Genomic DNA, 24,931 nt, shown 5'->3' on the forward strand with positions numbered 1-24,931 from the left:
CCCCGAGTTTCATCACTAGATTAACTAGAACAACTAGGTCCACCAGGAAGGAATCCACTTACTGTGCGCCTGATTTTTGCCGGAACCCCGGAACCTGCTGTCGTTGCACTGAAGAAGTTGCTCGAAGACTCCCGTCATGAAATCGTCGCTGTTCTCACTCGCCCCGATGCCCGCCGTGGCCGCGGCAAGTCGCTTTCGCCCTCGCCGGTGAAGGCTCTGGCCTTGGAACACGACATTCCCGTGCTCACCCCGACGACCTTGCGCGATGGGGAGATCCAACAGCAGATCCGCGAACTAAATGCCGACTGCATCCCGGTGGTCGCCTACGGCAATCTCGTGCCGGAGGAATTGCTCGATGTACCGACGCACGGCTGGGTCAATCTGCATTTCTCGCTGCTTCCTTCTTGGCGAGGTGCCGCGCCGGTGCAGGCAGCTATCGCCGCTGGCGACGAGGTCACGGGTGCCAGTACCTTCCGGATTGAAAAGGGCCTGGATACCGGACCAGTTTTCGGTACCGCCACCGAAGCGATTCGCCCGACTGATAATGCCGACGACCTCTTGACCCGTCTGGCATACTCCGGCGCGGATCTCCTAGCTGCCACCATGGACGGCATCGAAGCCGGTGCGTTGCGTCCGACCGCTCAGCCGGAACAGGATGTCAGCTACGCCGCTAAGTTCGGGCCGGAGGATGCCCGAATCGTTTGGACTCAGCCGCGACATCTTCTTGACCGCCGCGCTCGCGCGTTTACTCCTGCCCCTGGTGCGTGGACGACTCTCGACGGCGCACGTTTGAAGGTCGGAGAGCTCACCCCGCTTTCCGACGAGGACAGCGCCGCGGTCGACGAGGTGCGAAAGGCAGCTGCTCCGGAGGCGGCAGCCGCCACGCCGGGTGAGTTGGTAGTGGAGAAGCACCGGGTATCCGTGCGTTGTGCCGATGGCTATGTGCAGCTGGTGAAGGTGCAGCCACAAGGTAAGAAGATGATGGATGCGTCAGACTGGGCGCGAGGTAGCCAACCCGGTGGAAAGGTCTGCGAGTAAATGGGCAACGACAAACCCCGCCACACCGGTGGCGGACGGCAGCGCGGCAACCGCGGCGGACAGAACCGCAATGACCGCAACCGTAACCGTGACAATCGCGGTGGGGACAATCGCGGTGGCATCGACCAGCCGCGCAAGGTCGCACTGAAGGTATTAGCCGACGTTCGCGAGAATGATGCTTACGCGAACCTGCTGCTGCCCAAGTTGCTGAAGGCACACAAGCTCAAGGGTCGGGATGCTGCTTTTGCAACGGAGCTGACGTACGGCACACTGCGGGCGGAAGGCCTGTTGGATGCCGTGATTGAGGCATCGTCGTCACGCCCGTTAAACGATATTGCTGGACCGGTGATGGATGTGTTGCGCCTGGGCACGTACCAGCTGCTGCGTACGCGCGTCGATGCCTACGCGGCGGTCGATACCTCGGTGCGGGCGGTGGCGAAGGTAGCGGGACCTGGTGCGCGCGGCTTTGTCAATGCCATTTTGAGGAAAGTTTCCTCGAAGACCGAAGGCGAATGGGTGGCTGAGGTCGCGCCGGATCCTGCGACCGATCCGATTAGCTACGTAGCGATGAAGCATGCCCACCCGCGCTGGATTGCGATGGAGTTTGCCCGCGCACTCGGTGCACAAGCCGGTGAGCTGCAGCAGGCACTCGCTGCCGACGATGCGCGCCCGTTGGTGCACTTGGTCGCTCGTCCGGGCGAGATTACTGCTGAGGAATTGGCACTGATCACCGGCGGTGAAGAGGGACCGTGGTCGCCGTACTGCGTGCGCTTGGATTCCGGTGCCCCAGGAGAATTGGAGCCGGTCCGACAGGGCTTGGCTGCGGTGCAGGACGAGGGTTCTCAGCTCATTGCGCGTGCCGTCACCATGGCACCCGTTGCCGGTGAAGACAGCGGCCGCTGGTTAGATTTGTGTTCCGGCCCCGGTGGTAAGTCAGCTTTCATCGGCGGCATCGCAGCTATTGAGGGCGCGAAGCTCGACGCTGTTGAGGTATCTGCGACTCGCGCAGAACTGGTGAAGAAGGCCACGGCCGGGCTGCCAGTGACTGTAACCGTTGCGGATGGTCGCGATACCGGGCTGGAGGCAGGCTTTGACCGCATTTTGGTAGACGCGCCGTGCTCTGGTTTGGGCTCGCTTCGCCGTCGCCCGGAAGCGCGCTGGCGGAAGTCGCCGTCCGATCTGAACTCCTTGACTGCGCTGCAGTTTGAACTGCTCAGTGAAGCTGTGCGTCTGGCACGGCCGGGTGGCATCATCGTCTATTCCACGTGTTCTCCGCATCTGCGGGAAACCAGGGGCATTGTCGATAGGGCAGTGACGGAATTGCCGGTGACGGAGCTGAATGCACACGAGTTGGTAGCGCCGATGACTGATGTCGGACCGTATCCATCTGTGCAGATGTGGCCACACCGCCACGGTACCGATGCGATGTTCTTCTCAGTTTTGCGCAAGAACGACTAGGCTCAGAGGTTATGAGCGCACCAATTATTGCCCCGTCCATTCTCGCTGCTGACTTCGCTCGCCTCGACCGCGAGGTTGAGGCTGTAGCCAATGCAGATTGGCTGCATATCGACGTCATGGATGGCCACTTCGTTCCCAACCTGTCCTTCGGCGCTCCGGTGCTGGAGGCCGTAGCTGCGGTGACGGACAAGTACTTGGATGTCCATCTCATGATTGAGAACCCGGAGAAGTGGGTCGACACCTACATTAAGGCGGGGGCGAGCTCCGCTATTTTCCATGTGGAAGCCGTCGACGATGCCATCGCACTGGCACGCCACATTCGTTCCCAGGGCGTGAAGGCCGGGTTCTCGCTGCGCCCGGGTACCCCAATTGAGCCGTGGCTGGATCACCTCGCCGAATTCGACGAGGTGCTGGTCATGAGTGTCGAACCCGGTTTCGGGGGCCAGTCCTTTATGCCGGATCAGCTAACCAAGGTCGAGAAGCTGCGTCAGCGCATTGATGCCGAAGGTCTGGATACTCTGATCGAGATTGACGGTGGTATCTCCGCCAAGACCATCGAATCCGCTGCCGCCGCCGGTTGCGACGCCTTCGTTGCAGGGTCGGCCGTTTTCGGCGCTGATGATCGTGCGGCGGCTGTCGATGAGCTGCGCGCATTGGCCACTACTGCTGCAACTAAGTAGACGGCGGTGAAGCACGGTGGCACAGTTTCCGGATCTCGTCTCCGCACAGCCGCTGACTGACGCTCAAGCTATGGCATTGGCCATAGAAGCCGGCCAGCGAGTTCGGGGCACCACCTATCCCAATCCACCGATTGGTTGCGTCATCCTCGATACCGCAGGGATTGCGGTAGGAGTGGCCGGAACTGAGCCGGTAGGTGGCCGACACGCAGAGCCACAAGCATTAGAAATGGCGGGGGCACGAGCTCAGGGCGGTACTGCAGTGGTCACACTAGAGCCGTGCAATCATATCGGCCGTACACCACCGTGCACCGAGGCACTTGCGGCAGCCGGAGTTTCCCGCGTCATATTTGCGGTCGCCGATCCTAATCCCGTGGCCGCTGGCGGCAGCGAGTGGTTGCGATACAAGGGAATCGACGTGGTCGAGGAGTTCCAACGCAATCGTGTGGCGGATGGCTATCTGCGTCCATGGTTACACTGGCAGCGCACTCGGCGCCCACACATCACGCTGAAGACGGCGGGCACGCTGGATGGTTTCGCCGCCGCTACCGACCGCACCTCGCAGTGGATTACGGGGGAGCAGGCGCGGGCACGGGTACATATCGATCGTGCACGTCGGCAAGCGATTGTCGTCGGAACGGGAACAGTGCTCGCTGACAATCCGCGATTGACCGCGCGCACACCAGACGGCGAGGAGCTGTCAACGCAACCCCTGCGCATCGCGATCGGCACCTCGGAGGTCGCCGCCGATGCGAATATCCGCGGCGATAACTTCCGCCACATTCGCACTCACGATGTGGAAGTGGCGCTGGAGACAATGGCGGATATGGGACTTATTGACGTGCTGGTAGAAGGCGGCCCACGGCTCGCCAGCGCTTTCTTAGAAGCCGATGCTGTCGACGCGATTGAGTCTTACATTGCCCCGGCGTTTCTCGGAGCTGGTCTGCCGGTGACATCGGCCAACCATGAGACCACCATCACTGACATCTCGCGCTTTCGTACCGTCGCGGTCGAGACTCTGGGAGATGACATTTTGATTACGGCTCTCCGCAGTGGCAAAGATCGCGGGTAGACCGGCTAGAGTTAATTTTGTAAAAATCTTTCAATTTATAACAAACGGTAAAGGATTTTCCTGACCACTATGTTTACGGGAATTGTTGAGGAACTCGGCGAAATTCGCGAAATCCACCGCGAAGCCGATTCCATTACTCTGACCATTCGCGCGACCACCGTGCTTGACGACGTGCACCACGGTGATTCCATTGCTGTCAATGGCGTTTGTTTGACCGTCGTGGAGTTTGGCGATGATTTCTTTACCGCTGATCTCATGCAAGAGACTCTGGTTAGGTCGAGCCTCGGCCAGGTTGAGGTCGGCTCCAAGGTCAACCTCGAACGTGCAACCGCAGTCGGTCAACGCCTCGGCGGCCATATCGTGCAGGGACATGTCGATGGCACCGGCGAGGTTATTTCGCGCACGCCAGGGGAGCGCTGGGAAGTAGTGCGGATTTCGCTGCCGGAGCATCTCTCCAAGTATGTCGTGGAAAAGGGCTCAATTGCCGTGGATGGTACTTCGTTGACCGTCTCTGCAGTAGGCGAGGGGTTCTTTGAGGTCAGCCTGATACCGACGACGCTGACGGACTCCGTTATTGGTTCGACCGCGGTAGGCGCCAAGGTCAATTTGGAAGTCGATGTGCTAGCCAAGTACGTCGAGAAAATGTTGGAAAGATAAGCTACAAGACTGTGATTAAGTTCGATTCTGTAGAGCGGGCCATTGCGGACATCGCAGCCGGTAAGGCCGTGGTCGTCGTCGACGATGAAGATCGTGAGAACGAGGGCGACATCATCTTCGCCGCCGAGAAGGCAACGCCTGAACTTGTTGCCTTTATGGTTCGCTATTCCTCTGGTTACATCTGCGCGCCGCTGACCGCCGAGGACTGCGAGCGTCTGAATCTGCCACCGATGGTGTCAGAGAATGAGGATGCCCGCGGTACCGCATACACAGTGACCGTGGATGCCAACACCGGTACGACCGGTATTTCCGCCACAGATCGTGCGAACACCATTCGTACTCTCGCTGACCCCACGTCGAGCCCGCACGATTTCACCCGACCAGGACACGTGGTCCCGTTGCGAGCTCGCGATGGAGGCGTCCTAGTCCGTGCCGGCCACACCGAGGCTGCGGTCGATCTCGCCCGCCTGGCAGGGCTTCGTCCTGCCGGCGTGCTGTGTGAGGTTGTCTCCGAGGAAGACCCGACCGGTATGGCGCGCGCGGAGGAACTGCGTCGCTTCTGCGACAAGCACGATTTAGCGCTGATCTCCATTGAGCAGCTGATCGAATACCGTCGCCACAACGAGCACTTGATTGAACGCGTTGTCGAAACCAAGCTGCCGACCGACTACGGCGAGTTCCGTGCCATTGGGTACCGGAGCCTTATCGACGGTGTCGAGCATGTCGCTCTCGTTGTGGGGGATGTGTCTTCCAACGATGGTCAGGACGTCCTCGTGCGTGTGCACTCCGAATGCCTCACCGGCGACGCACTGGGATCTCGCCGCTGCGACTGCGGTCAGCAGCTGCACAACTCCATGCGCATGGTTCACGAAGCGGGGCGTGGCGTCATCCTCTACATGCGCGGTCACGAAGGCCGAGGCATTGGTTTGATGCCGAAGCTGCAGGCCTACCATCTGCAAGATGAAGGCGCTGACACCGTTGATGCCAATCTCGCGCTCGGTTTGCCGTCGGATGCCCGTGAGTACGGCACTGGTGCACAGATCCTGCAGGATCTTGGAGTCACCACTATGGCGCTGCTGACGAACAATCCGACCAAGCGTGCCGGCCTAGGTGGTTATGGACTGGAGATGAGCCGCCGGGTACCGGTGCCAGTTGAGGTCAACGAGGATAACTTGAAATACTTGTTGACAAAGCGCGAACGCATGGGCCATGAGCTCCCTTGGTTGGATGAGTACATGGAGACCCACGGCATTTCGACAGAAGGAGCACAGTAGATGAGTGGCGCAGGTCTTCCTGAAATTTCCGTTCCCGATTCCACTGGTGTGACCGTCGGTCTGGTCACCTCTCACTGGAACGAGGAGATTACTGGGCAGCTTCGTCGTGAAGCGCTGGCACAGGCCGAGGAGGTCGGCGCTGTAGTCACGGATGTGACTGTCGTCGGTGCTCTGGAGATTCCGGTTGTGGTGCAACAGCTCGCGCGAACTCACGACGCCGTGGTGGCGCTGGGGTGCGTTATCCGCGGTGGTACGCCGCACTTCGACTATGTCTGCGACTCGGTGACTGAGGGCCTGACGCGGATCGCACTGGACTGTGAAACGCCAGTTGGCAATGGTGTGTTGACCTGCAACACTGAACAGCAGGCAATTGATCGTGCCGGCGGTGAGGGAGCTGCGGAGAATAAGGGTCGCGAGGCCATGGCCGCAGCGCTGCACACCGTCGCAGTGTTGAAGTCCCTTCGTGAAGGTGGAGCTGAGTAAGAATGGGTAACTCCGAACGCCACAGCAATTCGACTGCCGTCGACACCGGTAGCGAAGACAAATGGCTGTTGGAAATCACCTCGCAAAAGCTGCGTCTGTGGGCGATTATCGCTGCAGTTGTGGTTTTCGCTATCCATATCTTCATGGGTATCGTGGTGGACTTTGGTAACACCGGAGCTTCGGTGACCGCTATCGACCAGCTGGCTTTCCCAATGATTGGTTTGATCATCGCCGGGGTAATCCTGCTGCTGACTCGGGCTCGCGTTCGCGTCAATGCCAGGGGTGTGGAAGTCCGCAATCTACTCAATGCGAAGTTTTACCCGTGGGTCGATATCTACGGCCTGAGTTTTCCAAAGAAGTCCCGCTGGGCTCGCTTGGAGCTGCCTGACTTTGAGTTTGTGCCGATGCTCGCGATCCAGTCGGCCGACGGCAGCCGCGTCGTGGAAGACATTCGCCGGTTCCGTGAACTTGAAGACGAGTTCATGCCGGAGGACTAACCCAAGGACACGTTTTAAGGACACCGTAAGTGACTGACCCTTCTCAGTACCGTCCCGCCCCCGGCACCATTCCCACGGAGCCGGGGGTGTACCGTTTTCTCGATTCAACCGGGCGCGTTCTCTACGTCGGCAAGGCGAAGAATCTCCGTGCGCGTTTGTCTAACTATTTCCAGGACTTAACTCGGCTTCATCCCCGCACCCGCCAGATGGTGCAGTCCGCTTCGAAGGTGACGTGGACTGTCGTCCACAATGAAGTCGAAGCGCTGCAGTTGGAGTACACCTGGATCAAGCGCTTTAATCCGCGGTTCAACGTGATGTACCGCGACGACAAGTCGTATCCGATGTTGGCCGTCAGCGTTGGAGAGCTGTACCCGCGGCTCTTTCTCTACCGAGGACCGCGCCGGAAGGGCGTGCGTTATTTCGGGCCTTATTCACACGCGTGGGCTATCCGAGAAACGCTCGACTTGCTTACACGAGTTTTCCCAGCCCGCACCTGTTCAAAGGGAGTCTTCAACCGGCAGCAAGCCCTGGGGCGGCCCTGTTTGCTCGGCTATATCGACAAATGCTCGGCGCCTTGTGTCGGCCGTGTCAGTGCCGAGGAACACCGCGAAATTGTCCGTGGTTTTACCAGCTTCATGTCGGGAAATACGGGCCCGGTCACGAGGCGCTTAAAGAAGGAAATGGAGGAAGCTGCCGGCGAGTTAGACTTCGAGCGCGCCGCTAGTCTGCGCGACAACCTCGCTGCCATCGACAAGGTCATGGAGCGGCAGTCAGTCGTGCTTTCCGACGCCGCCGATGCCGACTTTATTGCGCTGGCAACCGACGAACTGGAAGCGGCCGTGCAGATTTTCCATGTTCGGGCGGGACGTATTTACGGTCAGCGCGGCTGGGTAGTGGAGAAGTCCGGCGAGTACGCGACTACGGAGTTTCGAGAGGGAGAAACTGACCCCAGCTTGGGTGGGCTGCTAACGCAGTTCCTGACACAGTTCTATGGCGACGCCGCCAAGCACGCGGATGTCGACGGCGATGAATCAACCACTGCCGCCCAGGTTGTGCCACGCGAAATTCTCGTTCAGGCCACGCCCGACGATCTTGACGAGGTTACTGCATTTTTGACCGATATTCGTGGCACCAATGTAGATATTCGCGTCCCACAACGCGGTGACAAGCGGACGCTCATGGAGACCGTGCAGAAAAATGCAGCTGAAGCGCTACGCCAGCACAAGCTAAAGCGAAGTGGAGATCTAACTACTCGATCGCAGGCTCTCTCCGAACTCCAGGACGCGCTATTTATGGATGAAGCGCCGCTGCGCATCGAGTGCACTGACATCTCGCATATTCAGGGCACCGATGTGGTGGCCTCGTTGGTGGTCTTCGAGGATGGATTGCCCAAGAAGTCCGACTACCGCCGCTACCGAATCAAAGATGCAGCGGGTGACGGTCGCTCGGACGACGTCGGTTCTATCGCTGAGGTGGTGCGCCGTCGTTTTCTGCGCCATAACGAGGACAAGCTCGCCATGCCCGATGATGCAAGCGAGATGTTCGTCGAAGAGACGACTGATGCCGTCGATGAGCAGTCGCGGAGTAACCGCAAGTTTGCCTACCCGCCACAGTTGTTCATCGTCGACGGTGGTGCACCGCAGGTCGCAGCCGCACAGGCGGTCCTCGATGAACTCGAGGTCACCGATGTGACGTTGGTGGGGATTGCCAAGCGCTTAGAAGAGCTGTGGATTCCCGACGATGATGAGCCACTCATTCTGCCGCGCAATTCGGAGGCGATGTACCTTATTCAGCGAATTCGTGATGAGGCGCACCGCTTTGCCATTAATTATCACCGCCAGCAGCGCTCTAAACGCATGCGTTCTTCGGTGCTTGATGGCATTAAGGGGCTGGGGCCAGCACGCCGCAGTGAGTTGGTCAAGCACTTTGGTTCCGTTGCGGCGCTGAAGAAGGCCAGCGTCGAGCAGATCGAAGAAGTGGCTGGTTTCGGGCCGATGCTCGCGAAAACTGTTTACGATTACCTCCATCCAGACGAGAAGCCGTCAGATCCAAACTCGGATGTCGGTCCGGGAGAGTAGGCGTAGAAGTAGGTAAACAAGTGGCTAAAACCGCACTTGAAACAGTGCTAGGGGGTTTACTTCCGCTAGTAAAACCGAGAGCGGTTGGGCGGAATTGTATTAGAGTGATGGCATGATTACTTCGGGTTATTCCCCTCAGGCTGAAAAGTCACTTGTGTTGATTACCGGCATGTCCGGTTCCGGACGCAATACGGCCGCCAGCGTCTTGGAGGAGATGGGCTGGTATGTCGCAGACAACCTGCCACCGGAGTTAATTATGCGCATGGTCGAGTTGTCGTTTGAGGCGGACTCTCCAGTAGAGCGCCTCGCTATCGTCACCGACGTGCGCTCGCGCGCGTTCGCCGGCAGTTTGGGGGAGGTGCTCGACGGACTCCGCAATGAGGGGCGCCAGCCCTATGTCATCTTCTTTGATGCCAACGACGACACCCTCATCGCCCGCTACGACTCTGTCCGCCGCACCCATCCGCTGCAGGAAAATGGCACGCTTTCACAGGGTATTGCCGCTGAACGTCAGATGTTGCTGCCAATAAAGGGCATGTCGGATTTAGTAGTGGATACTTCTGACATGAGCGTGCACGATTTGCGCCGTGAGTTAGAGCATCAGTTGTCGGATACCGCTAGTAAGATTCAGCAGATCACCATCGAATCTTTTGGGTTTAAGCACGGTGCGCCGCGCGATGCCGACATGCTTTTCGACGTCCGTTTTCTCCCCAATCCCTATTGGGTACCTGAGCTGCGTGCGGGCCGCGGTACCAACAAAGCCGTGGCCGACTACGTGCTGTCCCAACCTGAGTCTCAGGGGTTTTTGGACAACGTCACAAACTTGATTGAATTGGTTTTGCCCGGGTACCGCCGTGAGGGCAAGGGTTTTATGACTATCGCTGTGGGATGCACCGGAGGCCATCACCGAAGTGTGGCCATGTCGGAGGCGCTGGCTAAGAAGCTCGAGGGAGTTTCCGGGATCAACGTCAACGTCGTCCACCGCGATATTGACCGCAACTAGCGGTTTTCGTGGAGGTGTAGAAATTGACATCAATTACCAGTCTGGGTGGCGGTCATGGTCTATTTGCCACGCTGAGAGCTGACCGTCAGGTTGCGGACCATGTCACAGCGGTGGTCACAGTTGCCGACGACGGCGGATCTTCGGGTCGCCTTCGTCGTGAGCTGGGGCAGATTCCCCCTGGAGACCTTCGCATGGCACTCGCCGCGCTTTCCGCAGATACGGAAAAAGGCGATCTGTGGGAAAAGACACTGCAGCACCGCTTTGGCGGAACTGGCGCACTGGCAGGGCATGCGATTGGCAATCTGATTATCGCTGGCCTCACCAGTGTGATGGGAAATGAAGTCGACGCGCTTGACGAAATTGGCCGGTTGCTGCAAATCCGGGGTCGCGTCGTGCCCATGTCGCCGATCCCGCTAGAGATTGAGGCCGAAGTCGTTGGCTTGGAGCAGGATGCTCGCGTTGTGCGTCAGGTCCGTGGCCAGGTCGCAGTGGCCACGACACCTGGCCAGGTGCGCCGAATCCGGCTGATTCCTGAGACTCCGCCGGCATCCGAGGAGGCCATTGAAGCTATCCTCAATGCCGATTTGGTGACGCTGGGTCCGGGTTCGTGGTTTACTTCGGTTCTGCCACATCTTCAGGTGCCCGGGCTGCGGGATGCTCTGCAAGAAACCAATGCCACAACCGTCGTGGTGCTGAATCTTGTCGCCGAGCCGGGGGAGACCGCCGGTTTTTCTTCCGAACGGCACATCCATATGCTCACGCAGCATGCACCTAACTTGAAGCTCAATTACGTGCTTGTCGACGACAACACGCCGCTCGCGGATACCGAACGAGAATACCTGCAGCGAGCGGCGGATAGCCTAGACGCGCAGGTTGTCTTCGCCGATGTGCAAGAAGTTGATGACCACGGAGCTTTGACAGGTCGACATTCGCCGGAGAAGCTAGCTGTCGCACTTCGTCAGTTCCTCTAAAGCGTCCTGTCAATCGAGGGTTTTTATGCATTCTCCTGCGGGGATGCAGCAGGCAATCAACTAATTGCCACTCGATTGGTTCCGGATACTATCCTTGAGGTTTATTGCTAAAGCTCAAATGGGGTTAATTTCACCTAAATTAACCAGGCCCAAACCCAGCTCGTACACATGAAATGAGGATGGACAGCATCGTGGCATTGACGGCGAAGGTCAAAGACGAACTAGCCCGCGTGTCAGTTTCGCAGGAAAGCGCTCAGGCAGCGGAGATTTCGACCCTGTTCCGCTTCGCAGGAGGACTCCACCTGGTGGCAGGTTCGATTGTGCTGGAGGCTGAGTTGGATTCCGGCGCTGTCGCACGCCGCCTACGCTCCATGCTGGCCGAACTCTACGATGTCAAAGCCAGCCTCAATGTCTTGTCTCCCGGTGGCTTGCGAAAGACCTCGAAGTACATCGTGCGGGTAACTGATGGCGCGGAACTCGTCGTTAGGCAAACTGGCCTGATTGACTCTGCGGGACGTCCCGTACGTGGGCTACCACGCAAGCTGATTATGGGGCAGAAGATTGATCAAGAAGCTGCATGGCGGGGTGCTTTTTTGGCACATGGTTCGCTGACTGAGCCGGGCCGTTCCTCAGCTTTGGAGGTCACTGCTCCCTCTGCTGAAGCGGCACTTGCATTGGTGGGATGTGCTCGTAGGCTCGGAATTACGGCTAAGAGCAAGGAGAATAAAACCCGCGGTGGCGATCGTGTAATCATCCGGGAGGGCGATGCAATCGGTGCGCTGCTGACGCGAATGGGAGCCCAGACTACTCGCCTGCAGTGGGAAGAACAGCGAATGCGTCGTGAAGTGCGAGCGACGGCCACTCGTTTGGCAAACTTCGACGATGCCAACCTGCGGCGCTCGGCTCGTGCGGCCGTTATTGCAGCAGCGCGAGTAGAGCGTGCTTTAGAGATTCTCGGTGACGATGTACCAGACCATTTGGTGTCTGCAGGACAGCTGCGCATCGAGCACAAGCAGGCTTCACTGGAAGAACTTGGGCAGCTGGCAAATCCGCCAATGACCAAGGACGCCGTCGCAGGACGTATCCGCCGTTTGCTCTCCATGGCGGACAAAAGAGCAAACGAACTCGGAATTCCCCCCACAACTGCAGTCGTTACAGACGAACTTTTTGACAAAGAAGTTGACGAGTAAAGCACCTGTTATGCCTAGTCAGGTGCGTAATTTTTGATAAATCTCCGTTTATTTGGGATTTTCGCACCAAACCACCGCTGCGCGAATGAAAAACCCAACGTACACTTCTGTAGTGAACCTGTTGGAGCGCAATCAGCGCCCTGACAAGTGGCATCGATTCGCCAATCCATTAAGGAGATTATTGTGACGGTTCGTGTAGGTATTAACGGTTTTGGTCGCATTGGCCGCAACTTCTTCCGCTCCCTGCTCGCTGCGGGCGCTGACCTGGAAGTCGTTGCTGTAAACGACCTCACTGATAACAAGACCCTGGCTCACCTGCTCAAGTACGACTCCATCATGGGCAAGCTTGACGCAGAGGTCACCTACGACGATGAGTCCCTCACCGTCAACGGCAAGCGCATCGCGGCATACGCTGAGCGCGACCCGAAGGACCTGCCGTGGGGCAAGCACGAGGTCGACATCGTCATTGAGTCCACCGGTTTCTTCACCGATGCCAACGCTGCCAAGGCTCACATCGAGGCTGGCGCCAAGAAGGTCATCATCTCCGCTCCGGCTAAGAACGAAGACGCAACCTTCGTTGTCGGTGTTAACCACACTGACTACGACCCGGAGAAGCACAACATCATTTCGAACGCTTCTTGCACCACCAACTGCCTGGCTCCGATGGCTAAGGTCCTGGACGACAAGTTCGGCATCGAGCGCGGTCTCATGACCACCATCCACGCATACACCGGTGACCAGCGTCTGCACGACGCTCCGCACAAGGACCTGCGTCGCGCCCGCGCTGCTGCACTGAACATTGTTCCGACCTCCACCGGTGCTGCAAAGGCAGTCGCTCTGGTTCTGCCGCAGCTCAAGGGTCTGCTGGACGGCTACGCACTGCGTGTTCCGACCCCGACCGGCTCTGTCACCGACCTGACCTTCACTGCGAAGAGCGAGGTCACCGTCGAGTCCGTCAATGCTGCCATCAAGGAAGCTGCTGAGGGCGAGCTCAAGGGTGTTCTGGGCTACAACGAGGACCCAATCGTTTCCAAGGACATCGAGGGCGACCCGCGTTCCTCGATCTTCGACGCACCGCTGACCAAGGTCATCGGCGATCAGGTCAAGGTTGTCTCCTGGTACGACAACGAGTGGGGCTACTCCAACCGCCTCGTCGACCTGGCTGTCTACGTCGGTGAGCGCCTCTAATAACTCACCTGGTTAATCCCAGACCCCGAACGGGCCGGGGTGGTTGCGCCTGAGTAGGGCACGCCACCCACGGCCCGTTTTTTACACACTTTCACAAGGATTTCATTGAGATGACTGTTAAGACTGTCAAAGACCTGATCAACGAAGGTATTGAAGGCCGTTACGTCCTCGTCCGCTCCGACTTTAACGTTCCGTTGAAGGACGGCGTTATCACCGATCCGGGTCGAATCGATGCTTCGCTGCCCACCCTGTCCGCGCTTGTCGAGGCCGGCGCCAAGGTCGTTGTTATGGCTCACCTGGGTCGCCCGAAGGGCGAGGTTAAGTCCGAGTTCTCCCTGGCCCCGGTCGCTGAGGCGCTATCTGAGCGCCTGGAGCAGTACGTCGCGCTCGCCGGTGATGTCTCCGGTGAGGACGCGCACGAGCGCGCAAATGGTCTGACCGAGGGCGATGTACTCCTGTTGGAGAACGTCCGCTTCGATCCGCGCGAGACCTCCAAGGACGAGGCAGAACGCGCCGAATTCGCAGCCGAGCTGGCCGCACTTGTTCCGGACGGAGCATTTGTTTCCGACGGTTTCGGTGTTGTTCACCGCGCCCAGGCTTCCGTCTTCGACGTCGCTAAGAAGCTGCCGCACTACGCCGGCAACCTGGTTCAGGCAGAGCTTGAAGTTCTGCGCAAGGTCGCAGAGACCCCGGAGAAGCCGTACACCGTCGTGCTCGGCGGTTCCAAGGTTTCCGACAAGCTGGGCGTTATTGAGGCTCTCGCGCCGAAGGTTGACTCCCTGGTCATCGGCGGCGGCATGTGCTTCACCTTCCTGGCTGCCAAGGGCTACGACGTTGGTGCGTCCCTGCTGCAGGAAGAGATGATTGACACCTGTAAGGATCTGCTGGACCGCTACGGCGAAAAGATTGTTCTGCCAACCGACGTAGTCGTGGCCGACAAGTTCGCTGCTGACGCTGAAAACAAGGTCGTCGATGCCACCGAGATTCCGGAAGGCTGGATGGGCCTGGACATCGGATCGGCTTCCGCTGAGGCATTCGGCAAGGTGCTGGCTGAGTCCAAGACTGTGTTCTGGAACGGTCCGATGGGCGTGTTCGAGATGGAGGCTTTCGCAGCTGGTACCCGCGAGGTTGCACAGGCCATCATCGATGCCACCACTAACAACGGTTGCTTCTCCGTCGTCGGTGGCGGCGACTCCGCAGCAGCAGTACGTACTCTGGGGTTGAACGAGGACGGCTTCAGCCACATCTCCACTGGTGGTGGCGCTTCGCTGGAGTTCCTCGAGGGTAAGACTCTGCCGGGCGTCTCCGTCCTGGAAGACTAAGATTTTTCCACCACCGGATTTTCATCGCTTAAAAATCCGCTAATTGATAGGGAAGTGAATTCCACCACTATGGCACGTACACCATTTATTGCTGGTAACTGGAAGATGAACCTGAACCATCTCGAAGCTATCGGTGTGGTGCAGAAACTCGCGTTCGCTCTGCCAAAGGAGTACTACGACAAGGTTGACGTCGCTGTCATCCCGCCGTTTACCGACCTGCGTTCGGTCCAGACTCTGGTTGAGGGCGATAAGCTCGGCGTCACTTACGGCGCGCAGGATGTCTCAGTCCACGAGTCCGGCGCTTACACCGGCGAGATTTCCGCATCGATGCTGGCAAAGCTCGGCTGCACCTGGGTCGTCGTCGGTCACTCCGAGCGTCGCGATATGCACGCAGAGGACGATGAGCTGGTCGCAAAGAAGGCCAAGGCAGCACTGCGCGAGGGCATGAACCCAATCGTCTGTGTCGGCGAGCCGCTGGAGGTCCGAGAGGCCGAAGAGCACGTCGAGTACGTTGTCTCTCAGGTCAAGGGCTCCCTGGCTAACCTGACCAACGCTGAGCTGGCCAAGACCGTCATCGCTTACGAGCCTGTCTGGGCTATCGGCACCGGTAAGGTCGCATCGGCTGCAGACGCGCAGGAAGTCTGTGCAGCTATCCGCGAGACCGTCGCAGAAATTGCGGACGAGAACATCGCAAAGGAGATGCGCATCCTCTACGGTGGTTCCGTCAAGGCCGAGAACGTCGCTGAGATCGTCGGCAAGCCCGACGTCGACGGCGGCCTCGTCGGTGGCGCTTCGCTCGACGGTGAAGCATTCGCGAAGCTCTGCGCACTTGCTGCAGATGCCGCTCAGAACGCCTAAGTGCATATAAATTCAGAACAACTGATAAGATAGGCGCCATGCGCGACCCCGGATTGGTTTTATTGATTCTCATAAAACCGATTCGGGGTTATTGCCTTTAGGCGGACTCAATCCAGGCACACCGACTGGCAATGTTTTAGCGCGATACATTTCCCGAGGCTTTCCACTTGGAATGCCCGGCAATTTTCAAAGGACGTGCTCAATGAACGAACAAGTACATGGTGACACTGACCGACACACTGCAAGCAATGAGCAATCCTCATCGACCGCTACCGCGAAGCAGCAGGACTTGCTCTGGGAGGATATTCGCCACCTGGGTCGAATTCTTGGGCAGGTAATCCGCGAGCAAGAGGGTGACGAGGTCTTTAACCTGGTCGAAAATGCTCGCCGTGCAGCCTTCGAACTCCATCGTGGCGATGGCGACATCGAGAAGCTCACCGGCCTCTTCCGCGATATTGACCCAGCCGAGGCAAGCCCTGTCATCCGTGCTTTCACGCACTTCGCACTTTTGGCCAACCTCGCTGAGGATTTGCACGAGGAGCTGGGCATCGAGGCATCTCTCGATGCTGGCGATCCACCGCAGGACTCCACGCTGGAGGCAACATGGCAGAAGCTTCGCGACGCCAAGGTTTCCGGCGGCGCGATTGCGGACATGATGGACCACATTGAGGTCGTCCCGGTTCTGACCGCACACCCAACGGAAACTCGTCGTCGCACAGTGTTCGATGTGCAGAAGCACATCACGGCCGCAATGCGTCGCCGCCACGAGATCCAGGCAGCCCCGTTGAATGCACGTACCGCGGACCGACTTGCTGAGATTGATGCCGATATCCGTCGCCGTATCCTTACGCTGTGGCAAACGGCTCTGATTCGCATGAATCGCCCGGATATTCGCGACGAGGTCGAGGTTGGTCTTCGCTACTACCAGCTTTCTCTGCTGGAAGCTGTGCCACAGATTAACCGAGACGTCGTCAAGCACTTGCGTCAGCTCGGCGGCGACAAGCTGCCGGCTAATCCAACCATTCGCATGGGTTCGTGGATCGGCGGTGACCACGACGGCAACCCATACGTGACGGAGGAGACGCTGCGCTACGCCTCCGATAGGGCAGCGGGTACGATCCTGCGTCACTACTTCTCGCAGTTGCACCTGCTGGAGCGCGAGCTCAGTCTCAGCGACCGCCTGACCAAGGTCACCGTAGATTTGGTCGGCTTGGCCAGGCGCGGCCACAATGACGTACCAAACCGCGAAGATGAGCCGTACCGTCGTGCGGTTCACGGTATCCGCGGCCGCGTGGCGGCAACAGCGGTGAACTTCTTCGACGAGTCCATCATCGAGGGCGACTGGTCGGAATTCACTCCGTATGACAGCGCCGAGGAGCTACTTGAAGAGCTCTCGATTATCGACGACTCACTGCGGTCCAGCCACGATGACCTCATCGCCGATCACCGCCTGCGCGATCTGATTGATTCAGTCGAAGTATTTGGTTTCCACCTGTACTCGATTGATATCCGCCAGAATTCGGACTCTCATGAGGAAATCCTCACCGAGCTGTTCTCCGCTGCCGGTGTGGTGGGCAACTACGCGGGATTGAAGGAAGCCGACAAGGTCGAACTGCTGACCAAGGAACTGCAGTCCTCCCGTCCGCTGGTTTCGACTTCCGCAGATCTTTCCGAAGCTACGGCTCGCGAGCTAGGCATTATGCGTGCGGCATCTCGTGCGGTGCGCAAGTACGGTCACGACGCGGTACCGCACTGCATCATTTCGATGTGTACATCGGTCTCCGACCTGCTGGAGCCGATGATTCTGCTCAAGGAAGTCGGTCTGATTCGCCCGAATGGCTCCCAGCCGACCGGTTCTGTTGACGTCATTCCGCTGTTCGAAACCATCGAAGACCTGCAGGCTGGTGCCGACGTGCTGCGTGCTGCGTGGGACATTCCGGTCTACCGCGCATACGTGTCCGCACGCGGAGATCTGCAGGAAGTCATGCTTGGCTACTCTGACTCCAACAAGGATGGCGGGTACTTCGCTGCAAACTGGGCGCTTTACGACGCGGAGGTCGCAATCGTGGCAGCCGCGAAGGACAACGACATTCGCCTGCGTCTCTTCCACGGCCGCGGAGGTACTGTCGGCCGTGGTGGCGGTCCGTCCTACGAGGCAATCCTGGCGCAGCCTTCCGGCGCAGTCCAGGGGTCGGTGCGTATCACCGAGCAGGGCGAGATTATCTCTGCCAAGTACGGTCACCCTGCAGCGGCACGCAGGAACCTCGCCGCGCTGGTTTCGGCAACGATTGAGTCGACTCTGCTCGACGTCGATGATCTGAAGAACCCGGCTCGCGCCCACGAGATTATGTCGGAGATTTCCGACCTGTCTCGCGAGGCCTACTCGAAGCTCATGCACGAGGACCCGGGCTTTATTGACTTCTTCACGTCGTCGACCCCGGTCGATGAGATCGGCAGCCTGAACATCGGTTCGCGTCCGACCTCACGCAAGCAGACCCAGACCATTTCTGACCTGCGCGCAATTCCGTGGGTACTGTCCTGGTCGCAGCAGCGTTCTATGGTGCCGGGCTGGTTTGGTGTCGGCTCTGCACTGCAGGAGTGGATCGGCGAGGACGAAGACGGTTCCCGCCTAGCCGAACTCCGTCAGCTCAACGAGGACTGGCCGTTCTTCAACTCGGTGCTGTCGAACATGGCGCAGGTGATGTCCAAGGCTGACCTGAACCTGGCGCGCGCCTACGCTAGCCTGTGCGAAAATAAGGCCGACGGTGAGCGCATCTACAGCATCATCAAGGCTGAGTTCGACCTGACGCTGAATATGTTCCTGAAGGTAACCGGGTACAAGGACCTGCTTGAAGACAATCCGCTGCTCAGGCGCTCGGTGGACATGCGCTTCCCATACCTCATGCCGCTGAACATCATCCAGCTGGAGATGCTGCGTCGCTACCGTGCTGGCGATAACCGCGACAAGGTGCGTCGGGGCATTCAGCTGACCATGAATGGTCTGGCAACTGCACTGCGCAACTCCGGCTAGGAATTCGTCTAGGGATACGGCTAGGGATACCTAGCCAGCGGAGCAATTGCGCTAGTATAGTTGGAGTTCTTAAAGAAGCGACGTTTCAAAAGGAAGTGCGCGTGTACCTCGCCATTCAGATTGTCCTGGTCATCACATCAATCCTGATGACGCTGTTCATCCTGCTCCACAAGGGTAAGGGTGGCGGACTGTCCAGCCTCTTTGGTGGCGGCATGCAGTCGAATCTGTCCGGTTCGACTGTGGTGGAGAAGAACCTTGACCGCGTCACTATCGTGACCGTGATTATCTGGTTGCTCTGCATTGTCCTGTTGCTGCTGTTCAATACCTTCGGCTGGTAGGTTCCGCACGCAGCACGCCCCACCGCAGGCCTTTAAGCAATAAAAATTCCCGTCGATAGCATTTCGCTTATCGACGGGAATTTGCTGTTTCTGGGCTGTTAGCGGTGAAGCGGAAGCCTAGAGCTGTGCAGCCGCAGCATCGTCAACAAAGACAACGGTTTCCTGAACACCGCGAACCCCGGCCGCCGGCCACTGCGCTGGGTCGTCCTGCTGAGCGATAGCTGCAATTGCCTCAGCCTTTTCGCCGCCCGCTACAAGTAGCCACACACGCTGAGAGCTGGCGATGGCCGGCATCGTCAACGTGATGCGGGTCGGCGGTGGCTTCGGGCAGTTATGCACGTCCACGACCAAGCGTTCCTGCTCAGCCAGCGCTGCGGTATGTGGGAAAACCGAGTTGATGTGTCCCTCTCCGCCCATACCAAGAAGGTGAAGGTCAAAGCCATTTGGAGCCTTCTGACGAACGATAGCTTCGTAGCTTTCGGCGGCCTCCGTGGTGGTCACGCCGCTGTCGGCAGCGGCAAACTCGAAGATGTTTTCCTCCGGCACGCCGACAGGGGACAAGAGACGCTTACGAGCAGCCAACGCATTGCGATCTGCCGAGTCGGCAGCGACAAAGCGTTCATCTCCGAAGAACACCAGGACTCGGTTCCAGTCGATGTCTCCGGAATCGTCGGCAAGCGCACTGAGCAAAGCGGTACCCGCGCCGCCACCGGTGAGAACGACGCGTACGAAACCGTCATCGGTGACCGGAGAGGCGTTGCCATGTTGGACGGCGACAACCGCATCGATGAAGCGCTGACGTGCAGCCTCGACGATGCCCGCCTGGTCAGCGGCGCGGTGGAACTGAGGGGCAGGGACGGTATTCGACGCGTTATCGGTGGTCACTTGTCAGAGACTCCTGGTTCGTTAGCGAAGCTAGTTGTTGTAGACGTCGGAGGTTGCATTCCCACCGTGTGAATCTGGCTGAGGCCACGCAGGGCACGTCCGTAGGCAGTATCGTGGTCGAGGTGACGCAGCTCCTCTGCCAAACATTCGGAGCGTGTTGGACGCGATACTGCGACCTTGAACGGGGGTTTTTCTCCGTTGGTGACCGATGCAGTGGTGGCGCTTTCAATATCGATGCGCAAAGTCTGGCCATTTTCACGCTCAAAGGCGACGGAGGTCACCGGTGGCTTGGCGCGGCCCTTTTCGTCCACCGGAATCTTCTTCTCACCGGTGGAGTAACGGTTGACCGGCAGCCCCAGGCGATCTGCCAACCATCCGGCGGCGACCTCGACCGATGGCGAGTCCTGTGGGCCGTAGATGGACACGGAGGTCACCGGCGAATGCGGCGGCAAGTCGAAAGCGGATGCCAACACACCGCGCCAGTTCGTCAGCCGCGACCAGCTCAGGTCGGAATCGCCGGGCGTGTAGCCCGTACGGCGCGTGTAGATAGCGTTGCTATTCGGGTCACAGAGTGAATCGGTGATACGGCGCTGGGCAATTCGGCCGATTGGTGTCGCCGCTGGGACCTGCGGCGCCTCAGACGGCCACCACGCCACGACCGGCGTATCCGGCAGCAGCAGGGGAGTCACCACAGAGCTGTGGTGCTGACCAATCTCTCCGGACATGTGCATAACGACGATCTCAGCGGCACCGGCATCACCACCGACGCGGAGTTCCGCGTCGAGGCGATTGTCCAGGCGTGGATCATCGGAGACCAATACCAGCACACGGGATGGGTGCTCGCGGGAAACGGAGTTGACCGTGGAGATAATGTTTTCCAGGTCGTCTTCGCTTTTGGCCAAAACAATCAGGGTGAGGACACGGCCCGTGGTGACGATGCCGCCCTGCTCTCGAAGCTGCACCAACTGACGAGCAATGCTCGCGGTGTCAGTGTCTGGCAAATTGACAATCATGAAAGTGTTCTTTCTGTCAGAAAATTCTTAAGAACTGAGAGGTCGGCAACCTATGGCCGTCGCCAAGCGCGACCGTCGCGCTCGAGCATGTGGTCGGCGGAGGAAGGCCCCCACGAACCTGCGGGGTAGCCCTCGGGACGACCGCGCTTGGCCCAGTACTCGATGATGGGGTCAAGAATCTTCCAGGACAGCTCGACTTCCTCGTTGGTGGGGAAGAGGCTGGCCTCGTCGAGAAGCGCATCCAGAATCAGGCGCTCGTAGGCCTCTGGCGACTGCTCGGTAAACACCTCGGAGTAGGAGAAGTCCATGTTGACATCGCGCACCTCCATGGCCGAGCCCGGGACCTTCGAGCCGAAGCGCATGAGCACGCCCTCGTCTGGCTGAACACGGATGACCATTGCGTTCTGGCCGAGAGCGGCAGTCATTGTCTCTGCGAAGGGCAGGTGAGGTGCGGACTTAAAGACCAGCGCAATTTCAGTGACGCGGCGGCCGAGGCGCTTGCCGGTGCGCAGGTAGAAGGGGACACCGGCCCAGCGACGGGAGTTGATCTGCAGCGTACAGGCGGCGTAGGTCTCGGTCGTGGATTCGGGGTCGAAGCCATCCTCATCGCGCAGCCCCGGCACGAAGTTGCTGCCCTGCCAATCCGCCGTGTACTGGCCACGCGCGGTGTATTTCGAAAACGGACGCACTGGCTCGACGGCACGCAGAACCTTGATCTTTTCCGCTTGCAGCTCTTCCGGGGTAAAGGCGATGGGCTCTTCCATTGCCACCAGCGCCAGGAGCTGGAGTAGGTGGTTCTGAATCACGTCACGAGCTGCACCAATACCGTCGTAGTAGCCAGCGCGACCGCCCAAACCAATGTCCTCGGCCATGGTGATCTGGACGTGGTCAATGTAGTGAGAATTCCACATCGGATCGAACAACTGGTTGGCAAAACGCATGGCCAGAATGTTCTGGACGGTTTCCTTGCCCAGGTAGTGGTCGATGCGGAACACAGCGTCTTCTGGGAAGACCGAGTTCACAATCCGGTTGAGTTCCTGAGCGGAGGCTAGGTCGTGTCCGAATGGCTTCTCAATAATCACGCGACGCCAATAATCCTCGCCCGACTGCGCCAGCCCCGAACGATCGAGCTGATGACAGACATCGGGGAAGTTAGCTGGCGGAATGGACAGGTAGTAGGCCCAGTTGCCAGCGGTGCCGCGGGAGCGATCGAGCTCCTCAAGTTGTGCGGCCAGGCGATCGAAGGCCTCGTCATCGGTGAAGGTACCGGTGACAAAGTGAATGCCCTCAGCCAGGCGCTGCCAGACACTCTCACGGAAGTCTGTGCGGGCGCCCTGTTCCACTGCGGTGCGCACATAATCCTCAAAGTCCTGTTTCGACCATTCGCGACGACCGTAGCCAACTAACGCGAAGGAGGCAGGCAGCAGACCGCGGTTGGCCAGATCGTAAATGGCAGGCAGAAGCTTCTTTCGGGCCAGATCGCCCGTCACTCCGAAAATCACCATGCCGCCCGGACCCGCAATACGCGGCAAGCGTTTATCCTGCGGGTCGCGCAGCGGGTTGATGTATCCGTCGTGGTTGGTGCTGTCGTCTCCGTTGTGCGGAGAGCTGGCAGTAGGGGAGTTCGAATCGTTGCGTTGCAGAGAATCACTCACGGTTTACATAATGTCATATCGAGAAAAGTCCGGTGGAATCGTTTCCGATTCCTCCGATGGGGCCTTGACGGGTCCCTTTCTTCTGCCTTAGGTTTATGACCTAGGTGGTATACCCATAAACCACGGAGGTGTATATGCAGGCGAAGGAGGCGGACCCTCGGCCCATCTACGTCCAGATCGCCGAGGATCTGAAATCAATGATTTTGTCCGGGGAGCTCTCGGCTGAGGATCGTGCCCCTTCAACCAAGGAGCTCTCGGAGTTTTATCAGGTCAACCCAACCACGGCCGCCAAGGCCATGACGGAACTGTCGATGGTGGGGCTTGTGGAGAAGAAAAGAGGACTCGGAATGTTTGTCACTCCAGATGCCCGTGAGCGCATTCGCGCTGAGCGTCGTGAAGCGTTCCAGCGCACCTACATCGAGCCATTAAAAGCGGAGGCCGGCATTCTCGGCCTCACGCTCCACAACATCATCGCCATGCTGGAGGAGGAGAAATGAGTATCTACGGCGTGATTGGCCCCAACGGCGCCGGCAAGACTTACTACCTGCGTACCCTCGCGCAGATGCCTACGGCGGCCCTGGCGAAGGCTGCACCCGACACCCAGGTCTTCGGTGCCACCCCGCGCGAATATTTCCAGATCCTGCGCACCGGCTGGGATCAGCTCGATGTGCCCCACGCGGAGTCCCTCCTCGATTTCCCCGCTGACACCCCTATCAAAAAGCTCAGCCTGGGCCAGCGCCAGCTGCTCATCGCCGCTGCCACCCTGGCATCGGGCAAGGAAGCATTGCTTTTCGACGAGCCCTTCAACGGCCTCGATGTCGAGCACCGCGCCACATTGCGCGGCATGCTTATCGACTCGGCCGAATCGGCCGACATTGTGGTCACCTCGCAGCACTCCCAGGATCTAGCCGGCCTAGTGGACACCTTGATTGTCATCCACAAGCAGGATGCGTACGGGCCCTATGACGTCGATAAGCTGCGCGCTAGCCATCCGGTGCTGCGCGGCCCTACGGATCTCGTGGCGCAGGTGGCCGGCCCAGTGCTCGCTAAGAAAACCCTCGGCGAGCGCTGCGAGGCAATCCTGGCTACAGAGCTCAGTTCGTCTGCCGCTGCGCATGCCCGCGCCCTCGGCGTTGAGGTGAGCTACCTCGACCCCGCGGCCCTCATCGACCTCGCAAGCACCTCCTCCTACATCGAACGGAGCAAGAAATGAGCACCGGAGCTTTCATCGCGACCAACAAGAAAACCTTCCTCGGTGTTGCCGCCGTGGCCATCCTGTACTCGGCCTTCGGGCGCATGCTCGTAGGCAGCGGAACCGGCAACACCTTGCTTGGCATTATCGCGCTGGGCATCCTCTTCCTCATCACAGCCCGGCGTTCGGTCACCCTGCGCGACTACGGCGTGAGCACCTCCCGCTGGGTACGCTCCGCAATCATCGCAATCTTGGGCACATCGTTGGTGGCTACCGCCTTCATCGTCACGGCGATGGTCATCGAACAGAACAAGTCCGGTTACTACCGCGGATTCGATAGCTTCATTGTCACCTCCGGACCGGCCCTGTTTCCGGACACTAACGGGGAGCTGTACATGATTGAGGATTCCGGGCAGAACTACACCACAGTTCTGCTCACCGCGCTGTGCGTCTTCTTGAGCTTCCTCATGGCTACCGTGGCGAGCACCGCAGTCGGCACCGTCGCCGGCGCGAAGGGCACTCGTGCAGGATCGATCACCATTGGCCTGGCCCTGGTCACGCTCTTCCTCTTTAGCTATCTGCTGGACGTGACCGACTCCGTACCGGGCGCCCCCTGGCCGGCTGTGCCGATCTTTGCCTCAATCATCACCGTAATCTCTGCGTTCGTGATGGCCTGGGCATTAAAGGAAGAGAAACGCCCGCTGCCCACTGTGCGCCCCGCCTTCGCCGCGTCCTAGCTCCATTAAAAAAGCTCCCCTGCGCGGGGAGCTTTTTCATGTCCAACGTTGAACATGCGGGTTAAGTAACACAACAGGCGAACCGAAACTGACAACCCCAAAAGTTACGGGCTGCAGATGTGAAACTGTGCAAGTTTATGACACCTTCAGGCTATTTTTCGGGCGGTAGGGTCAGGCGGTCATTGCATCATGGATAACACCAGAGATTACCTCCCGGGGAGTTAACCCGTCGAGCACTACCCGTGGCCGGTTATTCAGCAATGCTTCCGCCTCGGCGACCTCTTGGTCGGTGACATCGGTAAAGTTGGTGCCTT

Annotated in this window: 23 protein-coding genes; 20 read left to right on the forward strand and 3 right to left on the reverse strand. The window is 58.9% G+C overall.

The window, feature by feature from the left end:
* The first annotated feature begins 63 nt into the window (after positions 1-63).
* From fmt to secG, 17 genes are all read left to right on the forward strand, one after another.
* Positions 64-1,038, forward strand: a complete 975-nt coding sequence (gene fmt / locus QP978_RS03665; RefSeq protein ID WP_076771758.1) for a methionyl-tRNA formyltransferase — start codon at positions 64-66, stop codon at positions 1,036-1,038.
* Positions 1,039-2,496, forward strand: coding sequence for an RsmB/NOP family class I SAM-dependent RNA methyltransferase (locus tag QP978_RS03670; protein ID WP_076771755.1), 1,458 nt, complete (start codon positions 1,039-1,041; stop codon positions 2,494-2,496).
* Positions 2,497-2,507: 11 nt separating this feature from the next.
* Positions 2,508-3,176, forward strand: coding sequence for a ribulose-phosphate 3-epimerase (gene rpe, locus QP978_RS03675; protein WP_284856848.1), 669 nt, complete (start codon positions 2,508-2,510; stop codon positions 3,174-3,176).
* 16 nt (positions 3,177-3,192) lie between these two features.
* Positions 3,193-4,245 carry a bifunctional diaminohydroxyphosphoribosylaminopyrimidine deaminase/5-amino-6-(5-phosphoribosylamino)uracil reductase RibD gene (ribD, locus tag QP978_RS03680; RefSeq protein ID WP_016422723.1) on the forward strand — a complete coding sequence of 351 codons (1,053 nt, stop codon included), beginning with the start codon at positions 3,193-3,195 and terminating at the stop codon, positions 4,243-4,245.
* Positions 4,246-4,314: 69 nt separating this feature from the next.
* The gene (locus QP978_RS03685) at positions 4,315-4,902 is read left to right on the forward strand and encodes a riboflavin synthase (protein ID WP_049193722.1); all 588 of its coding nucleotides are present in this window, start codon (positions 4,315-4,317) and stop codon (positions 4,900-4,902) included.
* A gap of 11 nt (positions 4,903-4,913) precedes the next feature.
* Positions 4,914-6,176 (forward strand): bifunctional 3,4-dihydroxy-2-butanone-4-phosphate synthase/GTP cyclohydrolase II, encoded by a 1,263-nt coding sequence (locus tag QP978_RS03690; protein WP_016422725.1) that lies wholly within the window; start codon positions 4,914-4,916, stop codon positions 6,174-6,176.
* Complete coding sequence (gene ribH / locus QP978_RS03695) at positions 6,177-6,659, forward strand: 6,7-dimethyl-8-ribityllumazine synthase (protein WP_048731874.1); 483 nt, start codon at positions 6,177-6,179, stop codon at positions 6,657-6,659.
* 2 nt (positions 6,660-6,661) lie between these two features.
* Entirely contained in the window at positions 6,662-7,156 is a 495-nt protein-coding gene (locus tag QP978_RS03700) for a PH domain-containing protein (RefSeq protein ID WP_016422727.1), read from the forward strand.
* Between the two features lie 29 nt (positions 7,157-7,185).
* The gene (gene uvrC, locus QP978_RS03705; RefSeq protein ID WP_016422728.1) at positions 7,186-9,234 is read left to right on the forward strand and encodes an excinuclease ABC subunit UvrC; all 2,049 of its coding nucleotides are present in this window, start codon (positions 7,186-7,188) and stop codon (positions 9,232-9,234) included.
* A gap of 112 nt (positions 9,235-9,346) precedes the next feature.
* Positions 9,347-10,237: an RNase adapter RapZ gene (rapZ, locus tag QP978_RS03710; protein WP_005510809.1), complete on the forward strand. Its 891-nt coding sequence runs from the start codon at positions 9,347-9,349 to the stop codon at positions 10,235-10,237.
* A gap of 23 nt (positions 10,238-10,260) precedes the next feature.
* A complete protein-coding gene (locus QP978_RS03715) occupies positions 10,261-11,208 on the forward strand; it encodes a gluconeogenesis factor YvcK family protein (RefSeq protein ID WP_048731879.1) in 948 nt (315 codons plus the stop codon).
* 191 nt (positions 11,209-11,399) lie between these two features.
* Positions 11,400-12,398: a DNA-binding protein WhiA gene (gene whiA / locus QP978_RS03720; RefSeq protein ID WP_284856850.1), complete on the forward strand. Its 999-nt coding sequence runs from the start codon at positions 11,400-11,402 to the stop codon at positions 12,396-12,398.
* A gap of 183 nt (positions 12,399-12,581) precedes the next feature.
* Entirely contained in the window at positions 12,582-13,586 is a 1,005-nt protein-coding gene (gene gap / locus QP978_RS03725; protein WP_048731894.1) for a type I glyceraldehyde-3-phosphate dehydrogenase, read from the forward strand.
* A 110-nt stretch (positions 13,587-13,696) separates the two neighbouring features.
* Complete coding sequence (locus QP978_RS03730; protein ID WP_048731880.1) at positions 13,697-14,908, forward strand: phosphoglycerate kinase; 1,212 nt, start codon at positions 13,697-13,699, stop codon at positions 14,906-14,908.
* 69 nt (positions 14,909-14,977) lie between these two features.
* The gene (gene tpiA / locus QP978_RS03735; RefSeq protein WP_049190741.1) at positions 14,978-15,766 is read left to right on the forward strand and encodes a triose-phosphate isomerase; all 789 of its coding nucleotides are present in this window, start codon (positions 14,978-14,980) and stop codon (positions 15,764-15,766) included.
* A 202-nt stretch (positions 15,767-15,968) separates the two neighbouring features.
* Complete coding sequence (gene ppc / locus QP978_RS03740) at positions 15,969-18,797, forward strand: phosphoenolpyruvate carboxylase (RefSeq protein WP_284856851.1); 2,829 nt, start codon at positions 15,969-15,971, stop codon at positions 18,795-18,797.
* 101 nt (positions 18,798-18,898) lie between these two features.
* Complete coding sequence (gene secG, locus QP978_RS03745; protein WP_005510775.1) at positions 18,899-19,135, forward strand: preprotein translocase subunit SecG; 237 nt, start codon at positions 18,899-18,901, stop codon at positions 19,133-19,135.
* A gap of 117 nt (positions 19,136-19,252) precedes the next feature.
* Here secG and pgl read toward each other — a convergent pair whose 3' ends face one another.
* The 3 genes from pgl to zwf are packed head-to-tail and all read right to left on the reverse strand — an operon-like array spanning position 19,253 to position 22,688.
* Complete coding sequence (pgl, locus tag QP978_RS03750) at positions 19,253-20,020, reverse strand: 6-phosphogluconolactonase (protein ID WP_284856852.1); 768 nt, start codon at positions 20,018-20,020, stop codon at positions 19,253-19,255.
* Positions 20,017-21,033, reverse strand: a complete 1,017-nt coding sequence (locus tag QP978_RS03755; protein ID WP_016422736.1) for a glucose-6-phosphate dehydrogenase assembly protein OpcA — start codon at positions 21,031-21,033, stop codon at positions 20,017-20,019. The genes pgl and QP978_RS03755 overlap by 4 nt, the downstream gene beginning before the upstream one ends.
* Before the next feature lie 50 nt (positions 21,034-21,083).
* Positions 21,084-22,688, reverse strand: a complete 1,605-nt coding sequence (gene zwf / locus QP978_RS03760) for a glucose-6-phosphate dehydrogenase (protein WP_070547093.1) — start codon at positions 22,686-22,688, stop codon at positions 21,084-21,086.
* Between the two features lie 134 nt (positions 22,689-22,822).
* Between zwf and QP978_RS03765 the strand changes: the two genes are divergently transcribed.
* From QP978_RS03765 to QP978_RS03775, 3 genes are read left to right on the forward strand one after another with little or no spacing between them, the layout of a single operon-like run.
* The gene (locus QP978_RS03765; protein WP_284856853.1) at positions 22,823-23,185 is read left to right on the forward strand and encodes a GntR family transcriptional regulator; all 363 of its coding nucleotides are present in this window, start codon (positions 22,823-22,825) and stop codon (positions 23,183-23,185) included.
* Complete coding sequence (locus QP978_RS03770; RefSeq protein WP_048731886.1) at positions 23,182-23,901, forward strand: AAA family ATPase; 720 nt, start codon at positions 23,182-23,184, stop codon at positions 23,899-23,901. The genes QP978_RS03765 and QP978_RS03770 overlap by 4 nt, the downstream gene beginning before the upstream one ends.
* Positions 23,898-24,617, forward strand: coding sequence for a hypothetical protein (locus QP978_RS03775; RefSeq protein WP_049190735.1), 720 nt, complete (start codon positions 23,898-23,900; stop codon positions 24,615-24,617). The genes QP978_RS03770 and QP978_RS03775 overlap by 4 nt, the downstream gene beginning before the upstream one ends.
* The last annotated feature ends 314 nt before the right edge of the window (positions 24,618-24,931 follow it).

Origin of the sequence: Corynebacterium sp. MSK035 (assembly GCF_030232615.1) — a bacterium.
In the GTDB taxonomy this organism is placed as follows: domain Bacteria; phylum Actinomycetota; class Actinomycetes; order Mycobacteriales; family Mycobacteriaceae; genus Corynebacterium; species Corynebacterium jeikeium_D.

Excerpts from the sequence above, each read along its gene's own strand:
- QP978_RS03670 (WP_076771755.1), top strand. The coding sequence starts at position 1,039 with ATGGGCAACGACAAACCCCGCCACACCGGTGGCGGACGGCAGCGCGGC.
- rpe (WP_284856848.1), top strand. The coding sequence starts at position 2,508 with ATGAGCGCACCAATTATTGCCCCGTCCATTCTCGCTGCTGACTTCGCT.
- QP978_RS03685 (WP_049193722.1), top strand. The coding sequence starts at position 4,315 with ATGTTTACGGGAATTGTTGAGGAACTCGGCGAAATTCGCGAAATCCAC.
- ribH (WP_048731874.1), top strand. The coding sequence starts at position 6,177 with ATGAGTGGCGCAGGTCTTCCTGAAATTTCCGTTCCCGATTCCACTGGT.
- QP978_RS03700 (WP_016422727.1), top strand. The coding sequence starts at position 6,662 with ATGGGTAACTCCGAACGCCACAGCAATTCGACTGCCGTCGACACCGGT.
- rapZ (WP_005510809.1), top strand. The coding sequence starts at position 9,347 with ATGATTACTTCGGGTTATTCCCCTCAGGCTGAAAAGTCACTTGTGTTG.
- QP978_RS03730 (WP_048731880.1), top strand. The coding sequence starts at position 13,697 with ATGACTGTTAAGACTGTCAAAGACCTGATCAACGAAGGTATTGAAGGC.
- tpiA (WP_049190741.1), top strand. The coding sequence starts at position 14,978 with ATGGCACGTACACCATTTATTGCTGGTAACTGGAAGATGAACCTGAAC.
- ppc (WP_284856851.1), top strand. The coding sequence starts at position 15,969 with ATGAACGAACAAGTACATGGTGACACTGACCGACACACTGCAAGCAAT.
- QP978_RS03755 (WP_016422736.1), bottom strand. The coding sequence starts at position 21,033 with ATGATTGTCAATTTGCCAGACACTGACACCGCGAGCATTGCTCGTCAG.
- QP978_RS03765 (WP_284856853.1), top strand. The coding sequence starts at position 22,823 with ATGCAGGCGAAGGAGGCGGACCCTCGGCCCATCTACGTCCAGATCGCC.
- QP978_RS03770 (WP_048731886.1), top strand. The coding sequence starts at position 23,182 with ATGAGTATCTACGGCGTGATTGGCCCCAACGGCGCCGGCAAGACTTAC.
- QP978_RS03775 (WP_049190735.1), top strand. The coding sequence starts at position 23,898 with ATGAGCACCGGAGCTTTCATCGCGACCAACAAGAAAACCTTCCTCGGT.